The 23,163-nt window shown below is 61.1% G+C and carries 23 protein-coding genes; 8 read left to right on the top strand and 15 right to left on the bottom strand.

What is annotated here, in order from left to right; all coding sequences use genetic code 11:
* Positions 1–28: 28 nt before the first annotated feature.
* The 4 genes from FHL07_RS00210 to FHL07_RS00195 all read left to right on the top strand — a co-directional run bounded on the left by FHL07_RS00210 (position 29) and on the right by FHL07_RS00195 (position 3,613).
* Positions 29–310 carry a peptidylprolyl isomerase gene (locus tag FHL07_RS00210; protein WP_016781241.1) on the top strand — a complete coding sequence of 94 codons (282 nt, stop codon included), beginning with the start codon at positions 29–31 and terminating at the stop codon, positions 308–310.
* Positions 311–433: 123 nt separating this feature from the next.
* Positions 434–1,204, top strand: a complete 771-nt coding sequence (locus FHL07_RS00205) for a 3-hydroxybutyrate dehydrogenase (protein ID WP_186348372.1) — start codon at positions 434–436, stop codon at positions 1,202–1,204.
* Between the two features lie 147 nt (positions 1,205–1,351).
* A complete protein-coding gene (locus FHL07_RS00200) occupies positions 1,352–2,458 on the top strand; it encodes an enoyl-CoA hydratase/isomerase family protein (protein ID WP_095000023.1) in 1,107 nt (368 codons plus the stop codon).
* 3 nt (positions 2,459–2,461) lie between these two features.
* Entirely contained in the window at positions 2,462–3,613 is a 1,152-nt protein-coding gene (locus tag FHL07_RS00195) for an acyl-CoA dehydrogenase family protein (protein ID WP_095000022.1), read from the top strand.
* A 118-nt stretch (positions 3,614–3,731) separates the two neighbouring features.
* Here the strand turns inward: FHL07_RS00195 and FHL07_RS00190 are convergent, their stop codons facing one another.
* Genes FHL07_RS00190 through FHL07_RS00170 form a run of 5 tightly spaced genes read right to left on the bottom strand, consistent with a single transcriptional unit; the run spans position 3,732 to position 9,304 of the window.
* On the bottom strand, positions 3,732–4,505 hold the full coding sequence (locus tag FHL07_RS00190) for an enoyl-CoA hydratase (RefSeq protein WP_095026169.1): 774 nt from the start codon (positions 4,503–4,505) through the stop codon (positions 3,732–3,734).
* A gap of 16 nt (positions 4,506–4,521) precedes the next feature.
* Complete coding sequence (locus tag FHL07_RS00185) at positions 4,522–5,649, bottom strand: acyl-CoA dehydrogenase (protein ID WP_095021148.1); 1,128 nt, start codon at positions 5,647–5,649, stop codon at positions 4,522–4,524.
* A gap of 9 nt (positions 5,650–5,658) precedes the next feature.
* On the bottom strand, positions 5,659–6,852 hold the full coding sequence (locus tag FHL07_RS00180) for an acetyl-CoA C-acyltransferase (RefSeq protein ID WP_138737909.1): 1,194 nt from the start codon (positions 6,850–6,852) through the stop codon (positions 5,659–5,661).
* Between the two features lie 10 nt (positions 6,853–6,862).
* Positions 6,863–7,630: an SDR family NAD(P)-dependent oxidoreductase gene (locus FHL07_RS00175; protein ID WP_095000018.1), complete on the bottom strand. Its 768-nt coding sequence runs from the start codon at positions 7,628–7,630 to the stop codon at positions 6,863–6,865.
* 15 nt (positions 7,631–7,645) lie between these two features.
* On the bottom strand, positions 7,646–9,304 hold the full coding sequence (locus FHL07_RS00170) for an AMP-binding protein (protein ID WP_138737908.1): 1,659 nt from the start codon (positions 9,302–9,304) through the stop codon (positions 7,646–7,648).
* 207 nt (positions 9,305–9,511) lie between these two features.
* Between FHL07_RS00170 and FHL07_RS00165 the strand changes: the two genes are divergently transcribed.
* The 3 genes from FHL07_RS00165 (at position 9,512) to FHL07_RS00155 (ending at position 10,753) form a co-directional block, all read left to right on the top strand.
* The gene (locus FHL07_RS00165; RefSeq protein ID WP_238705486.1) at positions 9,512–9,865 is read left to right on the top strand and encodes a VOC family protein; all 354 of its coding nucleotides are present in this window, start codon (positions 9,512–9,514) and stop codon (positions 9,863–9,865) included.
* Between the two features lie 265 nt (positions 9,866–10,130).
* A complete protein-coding gene (locus FHL07_RS00160) occupies positions 10,131–10,454 on the top strand; it encodes a type II toxin-antitoxin system RelE/ParE family toxin (RefSeq protein WP_095023299.1) in 324 nt (107 codons plus the stop codon).
* Positions 10,451–10,753: an addiction module antidote protein gene (locus FHL07_RS00155; protein WP_095000014.1), complete on the top strand. Its 303-nt coding sequence runs from the start codon at positions 10,451–10,453 to the stop codon at positions 10,751–10,753. The genes FHL07_RS00160 and FHL07_RS00155 overlap by 4 nt, the downstream gene beginning before the upstream one ends.
* A gap of 60 nt (positions 10,754–10,813) precedes the next feature.
* Here FHL07_RS00155 and FHL07_RS00150 read toward each other — a convergent pair whose 3' ends face one another.
* The 10 genes from FHL07_RS00150 to FHL07_RS00105 form a co-directional block, all read right to left on the bottom strand.
* A complete protein-coding gene (locus FHL07_RS00150; RefSeq protein WP_232527576.1) occupies positions 10,814–12,196 on the bottom strand; it encodes a DUF1329 domain-containing protein in 1,383 nt (460 codons plus the stop codon).
* Positions 12,197–12,284: 88 nt separating this feature from the next.
* A complete protein-coding gene (locus FHL07_RS00145; RefSeq protein ID WP_130871347.1) occupies positions 12,285–13,973 on the bottom strand; it encodes a class I adenylate-forming enzyme family protein in 1,689 nt (562 codons plus the stop codon).
* Between the two features lie 37 nt (positions 13,974–14,010).
* Positions 14,011–15,150, bottom strand: coding sequence for an acyl-CoA dehydrogenase family protein (locus tag FHL07_RS00140; RefSeq protein ID WP_095000011.1), 1,140 nt, complete (start codon positions 15,148–15,150; stop codon positions 14,011–14,013).
* An 11-nt stretch (positions 15,151–15,161) separates the two neighbouring features.
* Entirely contained in the window at positions 15,162–16,352 is a 1,191-nt protein-coding gene (locus FHL07_RS00135) for an acyl-CoA dehydrogenase family protein (RefSeq protein ID WP_138737906.1), read from the bottom strand.
* Positions 16,353–16,494: 142 nt separating this feature from the next.
* The gene (locus tag FHL07_RS00130; protein ID WP_095018445.1) at positions 16,495–17,664 is read right to left on the bottom strand and encodes an acyl-CoA dehydrogenase family protein; all 1,170 of its coding nucleotides are present in this window, start codon (positions 17,662–17,664) and stop codon (positions 16,495–16,497) included.
* Positions 17,665–18,843: a lipid-transfer protein gene (locus FHL07_RS00125; RefSeq protein WP_095000008.1), complete on the bottom strand. Its 1,179-nt coding sequence runs from the start codon at positions 18,841–18,843 to the stop codon at positions 17,665–17,667. It abuts the gene before it with no gap.
* A gap of 17 nt (positions 18,844–18,860) precedes the next feature.
* Complete coding sequence (locus tag FHL07_RS00120; protein WP_095018444.1) at positions 18,861–19,280, bottom strand: MaoC family dehydratase; 420 nt, start codon at positions 19,278–19,280, stop codon at positions 18,861–18,863.
* Positions 19,252–20,385: an acyl-CoA dehydrogenase family protein gene (locus FHL07_RS00115; protein ID WP_138737905.1), complete on the bottom strand. Its 1,134-nt coding sequence runs from the start codon at positions 20,383–20,385 to the stop codon at positions 19,252–19,254. Before FHL07_RS00115 ends, FHL07_RS00120 begins: the two co-directional genes overlap by 29 nt.
* 10 nt (positions 20,386–20,395) lie before the next feature.
* Positions 20,396–21,373, bottom strand: a complete 978-nt coding sequence (locus tag FHL07_RS00110; RefSeq protein ID WP_138737904.1) for a bifunctional MaoC family dehydratase N-terminal/OB-fold nucleic acid binding domain-containing protein — start codon at positions 21,371–21,373, stop codon at positions 20,396–20,398.
* 53 nt (positions 21,374–21,426) lie between these two features.
* Complete coding sequence (locus FHL07_RS00105; RefSeq protein WP_095000004.1) at positions 21,427–22,200, bottom strand: SDR family oxidoreductase; 774 nt, start codon at positions 22,198–22,200, stop codon at positions 21,427–21,429.
* Positions 22,201–22,343: 143 nt separating this feature from the next.
* Between FHL07_RS00105 and FHL07_RS00100 the strand changes: the two genes are divergently transcribed.
* On the top strand, positions 22,344–23,129 hold the full coding sequence (locus tag FHL07_RS00100) for an enoyl-CoA hydratase (RefSeq protein WP_178084357.1): 786 nt from the start codon (positions 22,344–22,346) through the stop codon (positions 23,127–23,129).
* Positions 23,130–23,163: the final 34 nt, after the last annotated feature.

Genomic DNA, 23,163 nt, shown 5'->3' with positions numbered 1-23,163 from the left:
GGCACTTTCTTGAAAGGAGTACACCCTCATGGCCAAAGCCACTGCCCGTCATATCCTGGTTGCCACCGAAGACAAGTGCAACGAACTGAAAGCCCAAATCGAAGGCGGCGCTGATTTCGCCGAAGTTGCCAAGGCCAATTCTTCTTGCCCATCCAGCCGTCAGGGCGGCGATCTGGGCTCTTTCGGCCCGGGCCAAATGGTTAAAGAATTCGACACTGTCGTGTTCAGCGCGCCAATCAACGTGGTGCAAGGCCCGGTTAAAACCCAGTTTGGCTACCACCTGCTGGAAGTCACCAGCCGCCAGGACTGATCCTCTGCGCGCTGCGTGAAGACGGCCCGCCTTTTGGCGGGTCGTTTCGTTTGGGCAACGGCAAATCCCCGTGCTACGTTTCCTCATTCACGAATCCGTCGTGACGCATCCGAGGAATTGATCATGAGCCTTACAGGTAAAACTGCATTGGTTACCGGCTCCACCAGCGGCATCGGCCTGGGTATCGCATTGAGCCTGGCCAAGGCCGGAGCCAACCTGATCCTCAACGGTTTTGGCGATCCGGCCAAAGTGATTGCCGAAGTCGAACAGTTCGGCGTCAGGGTAGGTCACCACCCCGCAGATGTCAGCGACCCGGCGCAGATCGCCGACATGATCGATTATGCCGAACGCGAATTCGGCGGCATCGACATCCTGGTCAACAATGCAGGCATTCAGCATGTAGCCAGCGTCGAAGAGTTCCCGGTAGAGCGCTGGGATTCGATCATCGCCATTAACCTGTCCAGCGTGTTCCACAGCACCCGCCTCACCCTGCCCGGCATGCGCAAGCGCGGCTGGGGGCGCATCGTCAATATTGCCTCGGTTCATGGCCTGGTGGGCTCGGTCGGCAAGGCCGCCTATGTCGCCGCCAAGCACGGGGTAATCGGCCTGAGCAAAGTGGTGGGCCTGGAAACCGCCACCAGCAATATCACCTGCAACGCCATTTGCCCGGGCTGGGTGCTGACGCCGCTGGTGCAAAAACAGATTGATCAGCGCATCAGCCAGGGCATTGACCCCTATCAGGCGCAGCACGACCTGTTGGCCGAAAAACAACCTTCGCTGGAATTCGTCACCCCGCCGCAACTGGGCGAGCTGGTGCTGTTTTTATGCAGTGAGGCTGGCAGTCAGGTACGGGGCGCGGCATGGAATGTCGATGGTGGCTGGCTGGCGCAATAAGATCGCGCATTGCTGCACGCCCAATATGCAAAAATGCACAGCAACCCTGCACTTATCAGGGTTGTAATGGGCAAATTTGCACTGTTAGCATCGGTTATCGTTCACCCGTGAACCCCCTTAAAAATAATATAAAGCAGGGAGTTAGTGATGACTGCTCAGGTTTCCTCCTCACCGACACCGGATATCGCGCAGCTGCAAAGCACCGTTCTGGCCGAGGTCCGCAACCATATTGGCCACCTGACCTTGAACCGCCCAGGCGGACTCAATGCCATCAATCTTGAAATGGTCCGCAGCCTCCAGCAGCAACTCGATGCCTGGGTCGAAGACCCGCAAGTCAAGGCCGTGGTACTGCGTGGCGCGGGCGAAAAAGCCTTCTGCGCGGGCGGAGATATACGCTCGCTGTACGACAGCTATCAAAACAACGACACCCTGCATACCCTGTTCTTTGAAGAGGAATATGCCCTCGACCTGACCCTGCACCGCTACCCCAAACCCGTTGTGGCCTTGATGGACGGCTTCGTTCTCGGCGGCGGCATGGGCCTGGTGCAAGGCGCGGATCTGCGCCTGGTTACCGAGCGCAGCAAATTGGCGATGCCGGAAGTGGGCATCGGTTATTTTCCTGACGTTGGCGGTAGCTACTTCCTGACCCGAACGCCAGGTCAGTTGGGCACTTACCTGGGCGTCAGCGGGGTCCAAATCCGCGCTGCCGATGCCTTGTACTGCGGGCTTGCTGACGGCTATCTGGAAAGCACCGCACTGCCTGAACTGGACAAGGGCCTCGACAGCCTCAACTGGCAAAAATCCCCTATCGATGACCTGACCGCGCTGGTAGCCCGATTCGCGGTAACCGTATTGCCCGACCCACCGCTGGCCAGGTTGCGCCCGCTGATTGACAGCGTTTTCGCCCAGGTCGACATGCCACGGATTATCGCCCATCTGCGCGCTGTCATAGCCCCGGAAACCCGCGACTGGGCCAATGAAACCGCCGACCTGTTGCAAACCCGCTCGCCGCTGGCGATGGCCGTGACCCTAGAAATGCTGCGCCGTGGCCGAGCGCTGCCCCTTGAGCAATGCTTCGCCCTGGAACTGCACCTGGATCGCCAGTGGTTTGATCGCGGCGACCTGATGGAAGGCGTGCGTGCATTGATTATCGACAAGGACAAGAAACCGCAGTGGAACCCGCCCAGCCTGGATGCACTGGATCCAGCCCATGTCGCCAGTTTCTTCACCGCATTCAACGCCAAGGGAGCCTGAGCCATGCAAGACATCGAACTGAGCGAAGAACAAGTGATGATCCGCGACATGGCTCGCGACTTTGCCCGGCGTGAAATCGCTCCCCATGCCCAGGCCTGGGAAAAAGCCGGCTGGATCGACGACGCGCTGGTGGCCAAGCTTGGCGAACTGGGGTTGCTGGGCATGGTGGTGCCGGAGGAATGGGGTGGCACTTATGTCGATTACGTCGCCTACGCCCTGGCCGTGGAGGAAATCTCAGCGGGCGATGCCGCTACCGGCGCCCTGATGAGCATCCACAATTCGGTGGGCTGCGGGCCGATACTGAAATACGGCAGCGAGGCACAAAAACAGACCTGGCTGGCGGAGCTGGCCAGCGGCCAGACCATCGCCTGCTTCTGTCTGACCGAACCCCAGGCCGGCTCCGAAGCCCATAACCTGCGCACCCGCGCCGAGTTGCGTGACGGTCAATGGGTGATTACCGGTGCCAAGCAGTTTGTCAGCAATGGCAAGCGCGCCAAACTGGCCATTGTCTTTGCGGTAACCGACCCTGATCTGGGCAAAAAAGGCATTTCGGCGTTTTTGGTACCCACCGCCACCCCCGGTTTTATTGTCGACCGCACCGAACACAAAATGGGCATCCGCGCCTCGGACACCTGCGCGGTAACCCTCAACAGCTGCAGCGTGCCTGAAGCCAATATGCTCGGCGAGCGCGGCAAGGGGCTGGCCATTGCCCTGGCCAACCTGGAAGGCGGGCGAATCGGCATTGGCGCCCAGGCATTGGGCATCGCCCGTGCGGCCTTCGAGGCAGCACTGGGTTACGCCCGTGACCGGGTGCAATTTGACAAGGCGATCATTGAGCACCAGAGCGTGGCCAATATGCTCGCCGACATGCAGACCCGCATCAATGCGGCACGCCTGCTGATCCTGCATGCGGCGCGCCTGCGCAGCGCGGGCAAGCCCTGTCTGTCAGAAGCTTCGCAAGCCAAACTGTTTGCTTCGGAAATGGCCGAGTATGTGTGCTCCAAAGCCATCCAGATCCACGGTGGCTATGGCTACCTTGAAGACTATCCGGTGGAGCGCTACTACCGCGATGCGCGGATTACCCAGATTTATGAAGGGTCGAGCGAGATTCAGCGCATGGTGATTGCGCGGGAGCTGAAGAATTATCTGCTTTAGAAACTGATTCACAACCAGTGGGAGCGGGCTTGCTCGCGATGCAGGCGGCTCGGTGCTTCTCACACACCGAGTTGAGGCTATCGCGAGCAAGCCCGCTCCCACATAGAGGCATGTGCAGTTATTGGTTCTTGAACTGCGCCTCGCGTTTTTCAACAAACGCCGCCATCCCTTCCTTCTGGTCCTGTGTGGCGAACAAGGCGTGGAATACCCGACGCTCGAAACGCACACCTTCAGCCAGGTTCACCTCAAAGGCACGGTTGACGCATTCCTTGGTCTGCATCAGCACCGGCAGGGATTTTTTGGCAATGGTGGCCGCTACCTTCAGCGCTTCGTCGAGCAATTCATCCACCGGCACCACACGGGCCACCAACCCCGAACGTTCCGCCTCTTCTGCGCCTATCAAACGCCCGCTCAGGCACATTTCCATGGCCTTGGCCTTGCCCACCGCACGGGTAAGGCGCTGTGTGCCGCCCATGCCCGGCAACACCCCCAGGTTGATTTCAGGCTGGCCGAATTTGGCGTTGTCCCCGGCCAGAATAAAGTCACACATCATTGCCAGTTCACAACCGCCACCCAGGGCAAAACCCGCGACTGCAGCAATAATCGGCTTGCGCCTGGCCGCCACACGGTCGCTGTCGGAAAACAGGTCATCAAGATAAATTTGCGGGTAGCTCAGGTCGGCCATCTCCTTGATGTCCGCACCGGCAGCAAAGGATTTCTTCGAGCCGGTGATAACGATACAGCCAATCCCGTTATCGGCTTCCAGGCTGTCCAGCGCGTGGTTTACTTCACGGATCAATTGCGCATTCAGAGCATTCAGCGCCTGGGGGCGGTTCAGGGTAATCAGGCCCACTTGCCCATGGATGTCCAACAGAATGGTTTCGTAGCTCATCGCTAATGTCCTCGATTCAAAGATTGCGCGAAATGACCATGCGCTGAATATCACTGGTGCCTTCATAGATCTGGCACACCCGCACATCGCGGTAGATCCGTTCCAGCGGGAAGTCGCTCAAATAGCCATAACCGCCCAGGGTTTGCAACGCCTTGGAGCACACGCGCTCGGCCATTTCCGATGCAAACAGCTTGGCTTGCGAGGCCTCGACCAGCGCCGATTGCCCACTGTCACGCAGTGCCGCAGCGTAATGGACCATCTGCCGGGCGACGGCGATTTCCGTCGACATATCGGCCAGGCGAAACGCCACCGCCTGATGCTCCACCAGGGGCTGGCCAAAGGTCACGCGTTCGCGGGCATAGTCGCGGGCCGCTTCAAAGGCTGCACGGGCCATGCCTACGGCTTGTGCGGCAATACCGATGCGCCCGCCTTCCAGGTTGCCCAGGGCAATCTTGTAGCCTTGCCCCTCTTCGCCCAGGCGGTTGGCCACCGGTATCTTCAGGTCAGTAAACAGAATCTGGCAGGTGTCCGATGCATGCTGCCCCAGTTTGTCTTCAACCCGGGCCACGCTGTAACCCGGAGTATCCGTGGGTACGATAAATGCGGTAATGCCACGCTTGCCCGCCGCCGGATCCGTCACCGCAAACACGATCACCACTCCGGCGTTTTGCCCTGAGGTAATGAACTGCTTGCAGCCATTGAGAATGTAATGATCGCCTTCGCGGCGGGCTCGGGTTTTCAGGTCACTGGCATCGGAGCCGGCCTGCGGCTCGGTGAGGGCAAACGCGCCGAGCATTTCACCGCTGGCCAGGGGGATCAGAAATTGCTGTTTTTGCGCCTCGCTGCCGTATTTGAGAATCGGCACGCAACCCACCGAGTTATGCACGCTCATGATCGTGGAGCACGAGCCGTCACCGGCGGCGACTTCTTCAAGGGCCATGGCATAGGCCTGATAACCCGTGTCACAACCGCCCCACTCCTCGGGCACCAGCATGCCGAAAAATCCCAATTGAGCCATCTCGGCAATTGCCTCACGAGGAAACCGATGCTGCTTGTCCCACTCGGCGGCAAAGGGTTTGAGGCGTTCCTGGGCAAACTCTCGGGCTGCTTCGCGTATTTGTAATTGTTCGGGTGTAGGCAGCATACAAAATCCTTAATACAGACATTCCACGGCAATGGCCGTGGCTTCACCGCCGCCGATGCAGATGGCGGCAACACCGCGTGTAGCCTTTTGCTGGCGCAATGCCGAGAGCAAAGTCACCAATATTCGCGCACCCGAAGCCCCAATCGGATGCCCCAGCGCACAGGCGCCGCCGTAGATATTGACCTTGCTGTGGGGGATATCCAGCTCAGTCATGGTTACCAGGCTGACCACAGCGAAGGCTTCGTTGATTTCAAACAGATCGACCTGATTCAGATCCCAGCCAGTGCTGCTCATCAGGCGCTTGATTGCCCCCACCGGTGCAGTCGGAAACAACCCCGGCTCATCGGCAAAGGCGGCGTGGCCGTGGATAACCGCCAACGGCTTGAGGCCACGTCTTTGCGCTTCGCTGCGACGCATCAGTACCAGCGCCGCCGCACCGTCGGAAATCGAGCTGGAGTTGGCCGCCGTCACCGTACCGCCCTCGCGAAACGCCGGTTTCAGGGTTGGAATTTTTGCCAGATTGGCCTTGGGCGGCTGCTCGTCATCACTGATCAGGCGCTGCTCTTTACCCACGGTCACCTGCACCGGGACGATCTCGCTGCTAAAACTGCCGTCCTTGATGGCCTGCTGCGCACGGGTCAGGGAGGCCACGGCAAATGCATCCTGAGCTTCACGGGTAAAACCGTAATTATGGGCGCAGTCTTCGGCAAAAGTCCCCATCAGGCGGCCACGGTCATAGGCGTCTTCCAGGCCGTCGAGGAACATGTGATCCAGCACCCGGCCATGGCCCATGCGGTAACCGCTGCGGGCGCGATCAAGCAGGTATGGCGCATTGGACATGCTCTCCATGCCCCCTGCCACCACCACATCGGCACTGCCGGCCAGCAGCCTGTCGTGCCCAAGAATGGCCGCTTCCATGCCCGAGCCGCACATCTTGTTCAGTGTGGTGCAACGGGTACCCTTGTCCAGCCCGGCCCCCAGGGCGGCCTGACGGGCAGGTGCCTGGCCGATGCCTGCCGACAGCACACAGCCAAACAACACTTCTTGCACACCATCGGCAGCAACACCCGCGCGTTCAACCGCTGCACGGATCGCCGCAGCGCCCAGTTGCGGCGCGGTCAGGCCCTTGAAGTCCCCCTGAAAGCCGCCCATGGGCGTACGCGCAGCACTTACGATTACAACCGGATCATTGCTGATTGTCATATCTCACCTCTTATTTCGCGGCCATGCGCAAGGCACCGTCGAGTCGGATCACCTCACCATTGAGCATGCTGTTTTCAATAATCTGACGCACCAGCGAGGCGTACTCGTCAGGCTTGCCCAAGCGTGGTGGAAATGGCACACCGGCGGCCAGCGATGCACGCACTTCAGGCGTCATGCCAGCCATCATCGGGGTTTCAAAAATACCCGGGGCGATGGTCATTACCCGAATGCCGAAGCGTGCCAGTTCACGGGCTGCAGGCAAGGTCAGACTGGCAATCGCGCCCTTGGATGCGGCATAAGCTGCCTGACCGATCTGACCGTCGAATGCCGCGACCGAAGCCGTGTTGATGATCACCCCGCGCTCGCCCTCGGCATCGGCAGTGGTTTCGGCAATCGCCGCTGCAGCCAGACGCAACATGTTGAAGCTGCCAATCAGGTTGACGTTGATCACCTGGCTGAATGTGTCCAGCCCATGGGGGCCGTTTTTACCGAGGATCTTTTCACCGCGCACAATGCCGGCACAGTTGACCAGCCCGTTGACCGCGCCAAAGGCGGCCACTGTAGCGGCCACGGCCGCCTGGGCGGCATCTGCCTGGCTGATGTCCGCCACAGCGCTGCGCGCCTGCTCGCCCAACGCCAGGGCCTGGGCGGCCACTGCTTCGGCGTTCAGGTCCACCAGCATCACTTTGGCACCTGCCTTGACCAGCATGTGCGCCGTGGCGGCACCCAGCCCCGATGCACCACCGGTGACGATAAAAACCTTGTTTTCGATTTGCATGATGATTCCTGAAAGTTAGACGCTGGCGCTTGCGGCCAGCTCAGCCTTGGCGATTTCCTGATTGCGCAAAATAAAGCGCTGCAACTTGCCGCTGGGTGTCTTCGGCAATTCGCTGACAAATTCGATTTCACGGGGGTAAGCGTGGGCAGCCAGCCGTTGACGCACGTGCAGGCGCAGGGTTTCAGCCAGTTGTGCATCCCCCAGATACTGAGGGTTCAACACCACAAAGGCTTTGACCAGCTCGGTGCGTTCACGGTCCGGCTTGCCCACCACGGCGGCCTCTACCACCGCCGGGTGTTCGATCAGGGCGCTTTCCACATCAAAAGGCCCGACGCGGTAACCGGACGTGGTAATCACGTCGTCGCTGCGCCCGACAAAACTGATGCTGCCGTCCGGGTTCAGCTCCACGGTATCGCCACTCAGGTAATAGTTGCCGACAAAAGCCTTGGTCTTGAAGCCTTCGTAGCCACCAAACCAGCACATCGGCGACTGGCTGCGATCAACCGCCAGAATCCCCGGCTGGCCAACGGGCAGCTCCTGATGATTGTCATCGAGCACCACGATGCGGTGGCCCGGCGAGGCAAAACCGGCGGCGCCCATATGCACCGGATGATCGAGCCCGTGATGGTTGCACAGCACCATGCCGACTTCGGTCTGGCCATAGTGGTCGTGGATGGTGACGTTGAGTTCATCGGCAAACCAGCGGATGACTTCGGGGTTGAGCGGCTCCCCGGCACTGCTGACCACGCGCAACTGGCCCTTGATCTTGCTGGCGAAGGCGTCACCGGCCGCAATCAACAGGCGATAGGCGGTGGGCGAACCGGTCAGGTTGGTAATACCGTATTTCCTGATGACCCGGCAGGTACTTTCGACCGTGAACGGGCCGTCGTACAGGGTGATCGGGTGGCCCATCGACAGTGGCCCGGTGATGCCGAAATAAATGCCATAGGCCCAGCCCGGATCTGCCAGGTTCCAGAACGAATCCTCGGGGCGCAGCCCCACTGCATCACGGGTGTAGCTCTGGAATGCAACGATGGCCTTGAGCGGTACCAGCAGCGGCTTGGCCGGGCCGGTAGTGCCCGAGGTAAACATCAGCAGAAACGGATCTTCGCCGCTCAGCATCACCGGCTCGCAGGTAGCCGGGTAGTTGTCCAGCTCTGCCCAGAAACTGAAGTCGCCACGTACCAGGCCCTGCCCCTTGGCTCCCGCCACCGTGACAATGGCCGGACAGTCATTGACCTCGTCCAACTTGACGCGGTTGACCGCATCGGTGACCACCAGCACGGCCCCCGAGCTGTTAAGCCGGTGTTCAATGGCCATTGGCCCGAATGCAGTGAACAGGGGCTGGTAGATGGCACCAATGCGCCAGGCGGCGAATGCGACGATCAACAACTCGACATTGCGTGGCAGCAAACCTGCCACCTTGTCGCCCTGCTTGACACCCTGGGCGAGGAGAAAATTGGCAAAGCGCGCGGCCTGCTCCTGCAACTGAGTGAAGGTATAAGTCGCGCTGCTGGCATCGCGCCCCTCCCAGAACAACGCAATGCGGCCCGGCAAGGCATGACGGTCGCAGCACTCGACACAGGCATTGATCGCTGCCAGATGGCCATCCAGCGCACCGGCTACCGTGCGTTGGTAGTCAAAATCAGTCATCGAACTCAGATAGTCGCGCATCAGCAGAATCCCTCGGTCTTTATTTTTAGGATGGGAACCGTGAAAAATCCTGCTGATAATCGCCCTGCGAAGGCTCTGCAACAATGGTCAAAACACTCAAGCTGGGTGACTGCTTTGGCCAATGGCTACGAGCTTCTTGCGCTGATGAGAACCGCATGGCATTCAGCCAGTCACTTATCTATATTTGAGCCTCATAAGGAGATGCCCGTGACCACTGACAACCGCCAAAACAGGATCGACAACATCGAATTCAACGTCCATGACATCGCGCGCAGCAAAGCCTTTTATGGCGCCGTATTCGGCTGGACCTTCACCGACTTTGGCCCCACTTACTGCGAATTCAGCGATGGGCGCCTGAGCGGCGGCTTCACCACTGGCGAACCTGTACGCCCCGGTGGCCCGCTGATCATTCTGTACGCCGACGACCTGGCCCAGGCTCAGCAAGCCATCAGCGCTGCCGGAGGTCGCATCAGCCGACCTGAATTCAAGTTTCCCGGCGGCAGCCGCTTCCACTTCACCGACCTGGATGGCTACGAACTGGCCGTCTGGTCGCAGACATAATTAATCACTCCCCTTCGACACAACCCTCCCCCTCCCCCGGCAATGACGTGTTGCATTACCGGGGTCTGCCGCTGCGCCGCAATTGCGCCTATGTAATAAAACCTGCACAACCTTGCGATCCATCCTAATTGCCCTCGCTACACCGCAGCCCTAGCTTTGCCACGGCCACCTTCAATCACATTGAATGTGGGTCTGCACTGACGAACAGCCGTGCTTGGCGGTTAAAAATAATTGACCAAAGGGTAGCTTCAAAGCTACATTTCAAATGCTAGAGATAAGACACTACCTCAGCGAAACAGGTAACGACCCTTACCAGCAGTGGCTGGACCACTTAAAGGATCGCACGGCCAAGGCACGCATCACCGTGCGGGTCAACCGGCTTTCAGCGGGCGCTTTTGGTGATTGCAAAGCTCTGTGCCAGGGCGTATGGGAATTGCGTATAGATCACGGACCAGGCTATCGGCTGTATTACGCTCGGGACGGCAAAAAACTGGTGTTGCTGCTGCTGGGTGGCGACAAGCGCCAGCAACAGGCCGATATCGAAAAAGCCGTGCGCTGCTGGAACGAGTATCAGAAGAGGAAGCCATGAACAAAACCAAGAATCACGACGAATCCGTTATCGAGATGATCCGCCAGGATCCCGAATTTGCCATTGAATACCTGCGTATCGCCATTGATGAGCTCGATGAAGAAGGTGGCCAGGCCAGCTTTCTGACCGCGTTGCGCCATGTTGTCGAAGCACGGGGCGGCATGGCACAAATAGCCGAAAAGGCCGGGCTTTCCCGCGAAAGCCTGTACCGCGCCCTTTCGCCCAAGGGCAACCCGACACTGCGCACCATGCGTCAGGTCGTCCATGCCACCGGAATGACGTTTGCCTCACTGACCTGAGCCCATGAAAAAGCCCCGCAGGCGTTACACCGACGGGGCTTTTACCTGCAACCCTGCTGTTTACCTCCCCATCGCCCGCGCCGCATCAGCGGTGTACTGGTCAGGGGTGAACTTGCCTTCGTTGAGGATCGGGCCTTTCTTGGCTTCGTTGGTCATGCCGTAGCCGGTGTACTGCCCCGAGTTCAAGTCCATGAAGAACTGTGAACCGGCCTGCCAGCCACTCATGTCCGGGTGGTAGTAGTAGTTGATCATGGCGTGTTTCCACAACTGGCCACGCGCGTCGTAGTTGTCCGCCAGCACCGAGTTCCAGGTGTCTTCGTCGAGGAACAGTACACGCTTGCCGTATACGTGGCGGTAGCCTTCCTTGAGGTCGGCTTCAACCACCCACACCCGGCGCAGCTCATAACGCATCAAGTCCGGATTGGGGTGATTGGGCGTCAGCATGTCAGCGTATTTCACCGTACCTGCGTTGGGCTTGTAGGCGTTGGCCGGGATGTAGATTTCGCGCTTGCCCAGCAGCTTCCAGTTGTAGCGCTCCGGCGAGCCGTTATACAAACGGTCTTCGTCCACAGTCATGGTGCCATTGGTACCGATCATCGGCTGGTCGTAGCCGTAGCCTGGCAACAGTCGCACACGACGGGTCGAAGGGCTGTAGCTCCAGGCCTGGCGCGGGTCGGTGGCGAAGTTGTAGGGTTCGTGGGAGATGCTCAGCGTGCCGTTGTCACGGGTCGGCTTGAGGGTCATGTTGTTGCTCATGGCCTGGAGCTTGTTTTCAGTCCTGGGTTCTACCGTAGGCGAGTTGGCCATGGCCAGGTTGCGGGCATAGGCACGGCCCCAGCCAATGCTGCCGTTGGGCAGCACGGAGGCCAGGTCACTGGTTTTTTCTTCGGTCCAGGCACGGGCCGGCAGCTGGTGGTTCCACAGCGCTTCCATGCCGTTTTTAGGAATCGGGAACGGCACTTGTCCCAGCCCTTCAAAGCCCATGCCATCATTGACCAGCTTGGCGTTCAAGGCGTTGTTCATGACCCGCTGGCACACGTAATCCGGGTAGCGGTAGTCACGGTGACCGGTGTAGATGTTCATCTTGTAGGTGGTCGGATAACGCTTGAGCAGCGCCTTCTGGCCTTCGGTCAGTTTGTCTTCGTACTGGGCCATGTTCTGCGCGGTAATCACCAGAATCGGCTTCTCCGCAGCGTAGGGGTCAACCGGCTGGTCGCCGGAAAACTTCACATGGTTCCAACCCGGCACTTCGCCCAGGTACTTGCCGGTATACGCAGGGATGGTGCCCGCGGCGTTACCCGCCTGCTCTGCCCCTACACAGGTCAGCTCCTTGCCCAGTTTGGCCGCTTCTGCGGGCGATACCTGAGCAGATGCCGTGCCGATGGCGACCACGTTGACGGCCATGGCGGCTGCGAGCATTACGCCTGTTCTTGTTATTTTCATGTATTGCCTCCTACGCGAATAAGGCTTGCTGGGGGTGTGCATCCATTCTTCGCCAATCAGCGGCGAGCACATCGTCCACAGAGACTACTCAGGCCGTTACCAGCAGTTCCTTGAGCACACTTTTTAGCGTCTTGCCCGAGGCATTGCGGGCAAAGGGTGTGTGCTGCACATGGATCTGCGCCGGCACCTTGTAGCTGGCCAGGCGCTGGGCGATAAAACTGCGCACGGCTTCGCTGCCTGGGGTTGCATCCGGCTCGCCCCGCACCACCAGAAACACCACTTCACCCAGCACATCATCAGGTACGGCAAATGCTGCCGCTTCAATCACCCCGGGCATTTCACAGGCACAGGACTCAACTTCGGCAGCAGCTATTTTCTCGCCGCCGCGATTGATCAGATCCTTGGCGCGATCCGTGATGTAGAGGAAGCCTTCGTCATCCAGCAAGCCGATATCGCCGGTGTCGAGCCAGCCATCGCACAGGGTCCGCGCACTGGCTTCGGGCAGGTTCCAGTATTCGCTCATCAGGGTTGGCGAGCGCATCCAGATCAGCCCGCTGACCCCGGCCGGCACGGGGCGATCCGGGCTGTCACCGATACGCACATCGACAATCGGCAAAGGCCACCCGGCCGATGCCGGTTTGTAGACGAACTGGTCGCCACCATGGGCCGCACAGATGCCATTACTTTCGGTCAGGCCATAGCCGCTGCCACCGATTGCTTCGGGCTTGCGCCGGGTCAGGTTGTCCAGCAGGCTGCTGGAGGGTGCCGCACCGCCCAGGCCCAGCCCGAATAGGCTCGCAGTGTCGGAGCTGCCAAAACGTGGCGAAGCCAGCAGTTGCTGCATCATCACCGGCGCACCGTTGAACTGGGTGCATTGTTCGTCACGGATCAGGTCGAGGGCTTTTTCCACGTCCCACTTGTACATCAGCAGCAAGCGCCGCCCACTGCGCAAGGCCAGCAGAAACTGGGCATGCAGGCCACTGACATGGAACAGCGGCACCGCCATCAGGGTGGCGGGAGCATAGCCGCTATTGATTACCACACTGATGCGTTCCGGCGAACTGACCGCACAGAATGCCCCCTGAAACTCCAGGGCGACCAGCGCCTGGCAGACTGCGCCATGGGTCGACAACACGCCCTTGGCCAGGCTGGTGGTGCCCGAGGTGTAGAGGATCATCGCCGGATCACTGGCACTGACCGACTGTACCGGCACGCTCAGCGCCGGGGCTGCCAGCAGGTCCTCCAGCCGATGGCAATGCTCCTCCAGCGGCACGCCTGCGCGCAGCCCCGCCACCACGGTCGCCAGCCCCTGCTGGCGCAGGTCATTGGCGAGCAACTGCAAGCGTGGCTCGTCGCACAGCAACAGGGATGCGCCGCTGTCCTGCAGACCGTGGAACAGTTCGTCACGCAGGCCCCAGCTGTTGAGCGGTACACACACCGCACCGCAACGCTGGATGGCGGCAAACGCCACCAGCCAGGCGGGCTGATTGCGCATGGCAATGGCCACGCGATCACCCTTGCGCAAGCCAAAGGTCTCGACCAGTTGCCCCGCCAGGCGATCCACCTGATCGAAAAACTGGCTGAATGTCAGGCGCTGCTGCTCCCACACCAGAAATTCACGGTCACCGTGGATGCGCCCGCTATCAATCGCGGCCCAGACGCTGGCGGCGGTATGACGAAAAAATTTCGGCCCGCCATCGGCGGGTGTCTGTACTTCAAAAGGCGAGCCGGCACCAATCAGTTGCTGCCAGGCGCTCTGCCATTGTTCAAGTTTCATCTTGTTATTCTCCTGACTCGAACTGCCCGCTACAGGCTCAAGCGTGCGCCAGCTCCAGGGCTCCATAGCGCTCGCAGTGATAATCGGCATCGCCAAGGGTTGCCTGGGCCACCCGGATACGCTTGAGAAACAGGCCCACATCCAGCTCGTCGGTGACACCGATGCCGCCGTGCATCTGCACCGCCTCGTTGGCCACCTTGATCGCCGTCTGCCCGGCCTTCCACTTGGCCAGGCTGGCCAGGCGCTGACGCTCGGCCTCGCTCAGGCTGCTGTCGTCCAGCGCCGCCAGACCGGCCATCACGGCGCTGCGTGCCAGCGCCAGATCCACATACAACTGCGCCGCGCGATGTTGCAGGGACTGGAAGGTGCCTATCGCCACATCAAACTGCACTCGGGTCTTGAGGTAGTCGAGGGTCAGTTCAAACAGCTTTTCAGACATGCCCAGCATCTCGGCAGCCAGACACACGCGGCCGCGATCCAGGGCGATATTCAAGGCCGGCATGGCAGACCCGGCGGCACCCAGCAAGGCATCAGCCCCGACCTGTACCTGATCCAGCTGCAAGCGCGCATGGTTGCGCGAGTCAATCAGCGGCAACGGGATGACGGTCAGGCCCGGGGCATCTGCCGGCAGCAGGAACAGACTGATGCCTGCCGTGCCGGTGCGTGCCGCCACCAGATAAGCGTCGGCCCCCACCCCGTCGATAACGAAATATTTATCTCCGCTCAGGCTGTAGCCGTCGCCATTGGCCACAGCTTGCAACGCCACTTTCGCCGGGTTGTGCCGTGGCTGTTCGTCCAGCGCCAGCGCCACCCGCTGCCCCCCGCTGATGGTCGCCGACAGCCAGCGGTCCTGCTGCTGTGCATTGCCTTGCAGGTGCAGCAGCGATCCGCTGAGCACCACACTCGAAAGCAACGGCGTGGCACTGAGATTACAACCGATGGCTTCAAAAATCGGCCCCAGGCCCATGCAGCCAAAATCCAGCCCGCCGAGGTTTTCCGGGAAAGGAATTGCACTCCAGCCCAACGCCACCGCGTCTTGCCACAGTAGCGGGTCAAAGCCGTCCACCTGCGCTTCATCCCGCAAGGCGCGCTGACGGGACACCGGGCTGCGCGCGGCGAGAAACTCGCCGGCGCTGTCGGCCAGCAGTCGTTGATCTTCGTTGTAAAGCAGGTTCATGGTGAGTTTCCTTACTTCACGTCAGGCAGGCCAAGGACCCGCTTGGCAATAACGTTGAGCTGCACTTCCGACGAGCCGCCAGAGATGGTCAGGGCGAAGCTGTTCAACCAGCCGCGGGTGATTGCCTGTTGCTGGGGGCTGAAAGCATCCGGGTCCCAGCCCAGTCCCTGATAGCCCATGACATCGAGCAGCACTTCGAACTTGTCGCGCTCCTGTTCGGTGTGCACCAGCTTCATGATCGACATCAGCCCGCTGACGTCCTGCCCGACGCGGGCGGCTTCGCCCATGCGCTGCACGGTCAGGTTGTAGCTGTGCTCGTTCATGGCCGTGGCCACCGCTCGTGCAACCAGTGCCGACTCGCTCTGGCCGGTGGCCTCGGGCAAGTACTGTTTGACCAGGGGCAACAAATGAAAATGGGTCGGCAAGCTGAACTCGCCGAACTTGGACATGGCCTTGCGTTCGTGTTGCAACAGACGCTTGGCCAGGTTCCAGCCACCGTGCAGCGGGCCGATCAACTGGCTTTTCGGAACTTTGACGGCGTCGAAAAACACCTGACAGAACGCCGACTTGCCGCTGATCAAATCAATCGGCGCAACGCTGACTCCGGGGCTCTTCATGTCCAGTACGATCAGGCTGATGCCCGTGTGCTTGCTGGCCTTGGCATCGGTGCGCACCAGAGCGTACATCCAGTCCGACTTGTCGCCGTAGGAGGTCCAGATTTTGCTGCCATCGACCACAAAGTGATCGCCGGCATCCCGGGCCGATGTTTTCAGGCTGGCCAGATCAGAACCGGCATTGGGCTCGGAGAAGCCCTGGCACCAGCGCACCTCTCCACGGGTCATGGGTGCCAGCAGCTGTTTTTTCTGCTCTTCGGTACCGAACTCCAGCAGCACCGGGCCCAGCATCCAGATGCCCAGGTTGATTTGCGGCGGGCGGCATTTGAGGCGGCGCAGCTCGCTTTCGAGCACGGCGTTGTACTCCGCACTCAGCCCGGCGCCACCGTATTCAACGGGCCACTCGGGGCAGAACCAGCCTTTGTCGCGCATGCGCTCGAACCACAATTGCGCATCTTCACTGGGGAACTCCATCTTGCGGGCCCCCCACACCATTTCGCCTTCAGGGATGGCCTTGCGTTGCGATGGCGGGCAATTGGCCTCAAGCCAGCTGCGGGTCTGTTCTCTGAACTGGTCAATCGCGTTCATGTTGTTTCACCTTTCGGTTCTTGTAGCCGCTGGCGAGGTACGAGGCTGCGACGGGATGAGCAGCAGCCCCGGTGATCTGCAGGGCCTGCGCCCCTTGTCGCAGCCTCGTACCTCGCCAGCGGCTACAGGTTTTCGGCAATGTTTAACGCTGGGTACGCGGCATGCCCAAACCGAACTGGGCGATCAGCTCGCGCTGGATTTCATTGGTGCCACCGCCAAAGGTCAGGGTCACTGAAGCACGCACTTCGTACTCCAGTTCGCCGTGCAGCAGCGCCGCCGGTGAACCGCTGCGTATCAAGCCCGCGGCACCGACCATGTTGCTCAGGACTCGCAATATCTCGATCCCCGACTCCGAGCCGTAGACCTTGGTGGTCGACGCCAGCGCCACGTCCATGCGGTCGCGCTCGAGGTCGGCGGCAATGCGCAGGTTGATCAGGCGCATGGCTTCCAGCCGCGCGTAGCACTGCGCCAGTCCCGCACGCACCCAGGCCTTGTCGGTGGCACGCACGCCTCGTTCATCGGCTGCATTGGCCCACTTCAAGACCCGGCCAAACAGCCCCACGACCTTGTCCGACCAGGCGCCCAGGCCCAGACGCTCGTGGTTAAGTTGTGCCGTGATGAGTTTCCAGCCGCCATTCAACTCGCCCACCAGCATGTCGGTGGGCACCCGCACGTTGTCGTAGTAGGTGGCCGCCGTCGGGATGCTGGTGGTCGGGATCACTGTGCTGGCAAAACCTGGCGCGCGGGTGTCGAGAATCAGGATCGACACGCCTTTGTGCCGCGGCCGCTCGGCGTCGGTGCGCGCCGCCAGCCAGATGTAGTCAGCCGACTCCGCACCCGAGGTCCAGAGCTTGTTGCCGTTGACCACGAACGCGTCGCCTTCGAGGCGCGCCGTGGTTTTCAGCGCAGCCAGATCGCTGCCTGCATCCGGCTCGGAGTAGCCGATGGCGAAGATGATTTCCCCTGCCGCGATACCCGGCAAAAACCGCGCCTTTTGCTGCTCGGTGCCGTGGGCCATCAACGCCGGCCCCACGGTGCTGATGGTTACGAACGGCAACGGCGCACCGGCGATATTGGCCTCTTCAAAGAAAATAAACTGCTCGGTAGGGCCATAGCCCTGGCCGCCGTGTTCCTTGGGCCAACCCACCGCCAGCCAGCCGTCACGGCCCATCTGGCGGATGGTGTCGCGGTACAGCTGGCCGCCCTCTTTGCCGCGCAATTGCTCACGCAACTGCGGGGTCATCAGGTTCTGGAAGTAGTCCCGCACCTTCAAACGCAGGGCATGTTGTTCTGGCGTCAGGTCGACGAACATTCAGGCTGCTCCCAGAATCAGGCCGCTGGTTGGCACACCGGTGCCGGCCGTCACCAGTACGTTCTCGACATTGTCGACCTGGTTGACCGAGCTGCCGCGCACCTGCCGCACCGCTTCGGCCACGCCGTTCATGCCGTGGATATAAGCCTCGCCCAGTTGCCCACCATGGGTATTGATCGGGAATTTGCCGCCACGGGCATGGTGCCCGGCGCGAATAAACTCCTTGGCCTCGCCGCGTTCGCACAGGCCGAATTCTTCCAGTTGCGGCAGTACAAACGGGGTGAAGTGGTCATAAATTATCGCCGTTTGCAGCGCCTCGGGGCCAAGTCCCGACTGGCGATACAGCTCTTTGGCGACAACGCCCATTTCCGGCAGTCCGGTGATGTCGTCGCGGTAGAACGAGGTCATGATCTGCTGGCCCGAGGTAATGCCCTGGGAACCGGCCTTGATCATCACCGGCTTCTGGCGCAAGTCCCTGGCACGTTCGGCCGAGGTGATCACCATCGCCACGGCACCGTCGGATTCCTGGCAGCAATCGAGCAGGTGCAGCGGCTCGCAGATCCAGCGCGAAGCCTGGTGTTCTTCCAGGGTGATCGGCTTGCCGTAGAAAAACGCCTGGGGGTTGGTGGCGGCAAAATCCCGTACGGCTACCGCTACGCGGCCAAAGTCTTCGGAGGTGGCCCCGTAGGTATGCATGTAGCGCTGGGCAAACATCCCGACCCAGGATGCCGGCGTGTGCAGACCGTGGGGCATATACCAGCCGTAGTTGACGTTCTCGAACGTCGGGGTCGAGGCAAAGCCGTAGCTGCCGCTGCCGAAGCGATACCATGAGCGCTCGTTCATGGCACGGTACACCACCACCACTTTGGCCACACCGGTGGCCACGGCCATGGCTGCGTGCATGATCGGCCCGCAGGCAGCACCGCCGCCGTGGGGTACCTGGGAGAAGAACTTGACGTCCTTGCACCCCAGCAACCGGGCGATTTCATATTCCGGCACTTTATCCACCGAGTACGAGCTGAAGCCCTCGACCTCGGAAGGGTCAATACCGGCGTCTTTCAACGCAGCCAGAGTGGCCTCCAGCGCCAGACGCAGTTCGGTGCGCCCGGAGTTTTTCGAAAATTCGGTCGCGCCCAGGCCAACAATGGCCGCGCTGCCGGAAAGTGACGATTGCGTCATGAGTACTGTCTCCGCGATCAGGGCAGAACCAGCGCGACCGTACCGGTCACGTGGTTACCCATGGAATTTTTGCCGCTGAGGGTGATTTCCACCGTGCGGGTAGTGGCATCCTGACGGGTGACCGCGCCATTGAAGGTCATGCTGTCGCCGGGATAATTCGGCGCGCCAAGCTTGATCTTCAGCGAGGCAAAACGCGCCTCGGGGCCGGCCCAGTCTTCGATATAGCGTTGCACCAGGCCGTTGGTGGTGAGGATATTCATGAAGATATGTGGCGAGCCCAACTCCCGCGCCGCCTCTACATCATGGTGGCCGGGGAAGTAGTCGCGGGTGGCGATGGCACCACCGGCGATCAGGCCCACGGTGATCGGGATCGCCAGTTCCGGCAGGGTTTCGCCGGGGCGCACGTCGTCAAAGCGCTTGGTGTTCTGCAAGGTCATATTTCCATCCCAGCTTGTCGTTATGGCTCAGCCAGTCGCCGAGGCGTTCAAGGCATGCTGCCGATCCACCCAGGGCACAACCCAGGGCGCGGCTCCAGTAGAGGAAGCGGTGTATCGGGTAGGTCAGGTCGACACCTATGCCGCCATGTACGTGCTGGGCGTTGTGCCCAATCAGATGCCCCGCTTCACAGGCCTGCCAGGCCGTGGCCAGTGCTTCGCTGGGCGCCGGCAAACCGGCGTCCAGGCGGTAGCACAACTGCCACAGGGTGCTGCGCAGCGCTTCGAGGGCGATATGGGCGTTGGCCATGCTCATTTGCACCGCCTGAAAACTGCCAATGCTGCGTTCGAACTGGCGCCGCTCGGTGACGTATTCCACGGTGCGGCGGATCTGCTCGGCACTGACGCCCAGCTGCAGCGCCGCCAGTGCGGCGATGCTGCGCGGCTCCAGCCAGTCCAGCGCGGCTGGCGGGAGCAGGCACTCGGCGCGGATCAGCAGCCCGTCGATATGTACATCGGCAATGGCCTCACCATGGGTCATGCGCCCGGGCACGAGAGTGATCGCCTTGTCGCCCAGCTCGACCAGCGCCAACCGCGGCTGCCCGTCAACACTGACCAGCAGCAACGCCGCCTGCGATTGCTCGGCCAGCGCCAGAGCGCCAACACGGCCTTTGACACGCCAGCCACCGTCAGTCTCTACCCCGTGCAATTGAATGCCATGGGCGTTGAACAGGCCGCTCAAATCCAGGGTCAGCAATGCCCTGCCCGCGGCGGCCTCCTCAGCCCACGCCTGCAATGACGGATCGGCAAACTGCGCGACAGTGGCAGCCGCCAGTTGATGGCGCCACAACGGCACCTGCCCCAACGCACGGCCCTGAGCCTGTAACACCAGCATCAATTCGGTCATGCCCAGGCCGCTGCCACCCTGTGCTTCAGGGATGGCCAGGGCTTGCAGGCCGGTTTCCACGCACAGTTCCCACAGCGGCTGCATATAGGCCTGCTCACTGGTATCGAACTGGCGCAGGCGGTCATCGGTGCAATAGTCGGCAAACACGCTGCCGGCCATTTCGGCAATGGCGCCCTGGTCTTCGCTAATGTCGAAATCCATGCTGGCTCCCTTACTCGACCACAGGTCGGAATAGCGGCAAGGTCAACTCGCCATCGAAGGTCTGGAACTCAAGCTGCAAGGGCTGGCCAATACGCAGGTCCTCGCGCTTGGCGCCTGCAAGCCCCGCCACCAGACGCACGCCCTCCTCCAGCTCGATCAGGCCGATCGGGTTGGGATGGTCGAACGGGGCAACTTCGGGGTAATGCATGATCACAAACGAATACAGCCTGGCGCGGCCGCTGGCCTGCACACTGTCCCAATCAAACGAGTGGCATTCGATGCACACCGGCGCCGGCGGATGTCGCAAGGTCTGGCACTGGGTGCAGCGCTGGATCAGCAGCTTGCCGGCGTCACAGCCTTCCCAGAAAAACCGCGTGTCATCGCTCATGCCCGGCTTCGGCCGTTTGACCACCGCAGCCGCTTCGGCCTTGGCCGGAGCGGCCTCGACCGCATGGTTGTTGGCCGGGCGAAACTTGAATACGCGAAACAGCAACTGGCCAACGGCCTCGTCGCCACTTTTGTGTTCAACGAAGTAGTCCATCACCAGGGTGACAAAGAAGCCGGTGCCCAGACCGGTGGTTTTTTCGTCGCCCACCGAGTCAAGCCGCGTGGTGTAGTAGAGCTTTTCACCCGGACGCAGGTTGCGCTCGAAGGTCAGTTCGGAGTTGACCGCGACCACCGACGGATAACCGTAGGACTCAATCAGCTTGAGCACTTCATAGGGGTTTTCGGTGGTCGAGCCGGGCGCATAGTTGTTTATGTGAAAACCTTCCATGCACCACACCTGCAACATCGCAGGCGGCGCCACCAGCCCGTCCTGGGCGCTGTTGGCGGCAAAGGCCGGGTCGGTGTAAAGCGGGTTGTCGACGCCCATGATCTCGCACCACTGGCGGATCATCGGGGCGTTGACTTCGTCCCAGGCGTAGACGCGACCATATTCACGCCCCACCAGGGCGCGCACGTCGGTTAGCAATTGAGAATCAGCCAAGTTCGTCTCCTGCGTATCAAGTGCAGCAACCGGGTGGTCGCCGCTGAAGGTCGTCAGTGCGCAGCGCTCAAAAAAGCCGGGCGTTCGCCGCCGCCGTGCAACAACAGGTTGCAGCCGCTGGCATAGCCGGCCAGGGGTGATGCGATAAACAGGCAGGCGTTGCCGATGTCTTCGGGCAGCGCCATGCGCCCGGCCGGGATCCCGGCGCTGACCGCCGCGATGCCTTGTTCGTCGCCAAAATGCAGGTGAGCCTGCTCGGTGCGTACCAGCCCCGGACTGACCGCCACTACCCGCACCTTGGGTGCCCACTCCACGGCCAACGACTGCACCAGGGCCAGCACCCCGGCCTTCGCCGCGCCATACGCGGCGGTGCCCGGCGATGCGCGCAAGGCACTGATACTGCCGATAAACACGATGCAACCACCCTCGTCCTGTTGCTGCATCAGGGCATTGGCCTGCTGGGCAACGTTCAGCGGGGCGATCAGGTTGAGACGGATAATGCTTTCGTGAAAACGCGGCGAGACGCTGGCCGCATCGGCCGGCGGGCTGCCGCCGGCATTGTTGATGAGCACATCGAGGCGGCCGAAATCGGCGCGAATGCCTTCGAACAGTGCCTGGAGCGAGTCCGGGTCGCGCACATCGCAGGCCATGAATACCGCCTGTGCCGACCCCGCCCGGGGCAACACCTCGGGGGTTGTCCTGCCACACACGATCACCCGTGCCCCGGCTTGCAGAAAGCTGCGGGCGATTCCGGCGCCGATGCCTTTGGTGCCGCCGGTGACCAGCACCACCTTGGCGCTGTAATCCAGCCCTGAGAGTTGACCCATGACATGCTCCTTTTCTACTGATGGAGCCACTCTAGGGGCAATCCGGGGGCTGCTCGTCGTCTGAACGGACGATGAATCACGACCGGGTGAACGCAACAATCCAGCGCATGCTGTGGTGACAGCCCCCGTCAATGAGGAACCCCATGACAGAACCATCTGCCGCGCCGGTACTACTTGAATTCCCGAGCCCGGGCGTGGCCCTGCTGCGTCTTAACCGCCCCCAGGCCACCAACGCCCTGAGCCTTGAGCTGCAAGCGCTGCTGTCGCGTCACTTCACCGAGCTGGCCGAGAACCCGAACGTGCGCTGCATCCTGTTGACCGGTGGCGACAACGTGTTTGCCGCCGGTGGCGATATCAACAGCATGGCCGGGGTCGGCCCGATCGATATTTACCAGCGTCATACCGAACGGCTGTGGGCACCCATCCAGCATTGCCCCAAGCCGGTGATTGCAGCGGTGTGCGGCTATGCCTATGGCGGTGGCTGCGAACTGGCGATGCTGGCGGACATCATCGTGGCCGGGCGCAGCGCCAAATTTTGCCAGCCGGAAATTCGCATCGGCATCATGCCGGGTATCGGCGGCACTCAACGGCTGGTGCGGGCGGTCGGCAAGGCCAAGGCGATGCGCATGGCCCTGACCGGGCAGCCGATTACCGCTGAAGAGGCCTGGATTTCGGGGCTGGTGAGCAACGTTGTGGACGATGCCGAGGTCCAGGCCTATGCCCTGGAGATGGCGCAGCTGATCGCCGCCATGCCGCCGCTGGCAGCAGAACAGATCAAAGAAGTGATTTTGGCCGGGGTTGACGGGCCACTGGAAACGGGCCTGGCGCTGGAGCGCAAAGCCAATGCACTGCTGTTTGCCTCCAGGGATCAAAAAGAAGGCATGCAGGCGTTTATCGAAAAACGGGCGGCTCGCTTTGAGGGCAATTAAGTCATTTCAAACAAAAGCCCCCCCAACCCCCTGA

The sequence above is a fragment of the Pseudomonas sp. FSL W7-0098 genome, from assembly GCF_005930585.1.
Taxonomy (GTDB): Bacteria; Pseudomonadota; Gammaproteobacteria; order Pseudomonadales; family Pseudomonadaceae; genus Aquipseudomonas; species Aquipseudomonas bubulae.
Note: the sequence above shows the minus strand (reverse complement) of the source record. Positions and strands in the feature narration are given on the sequence as shown.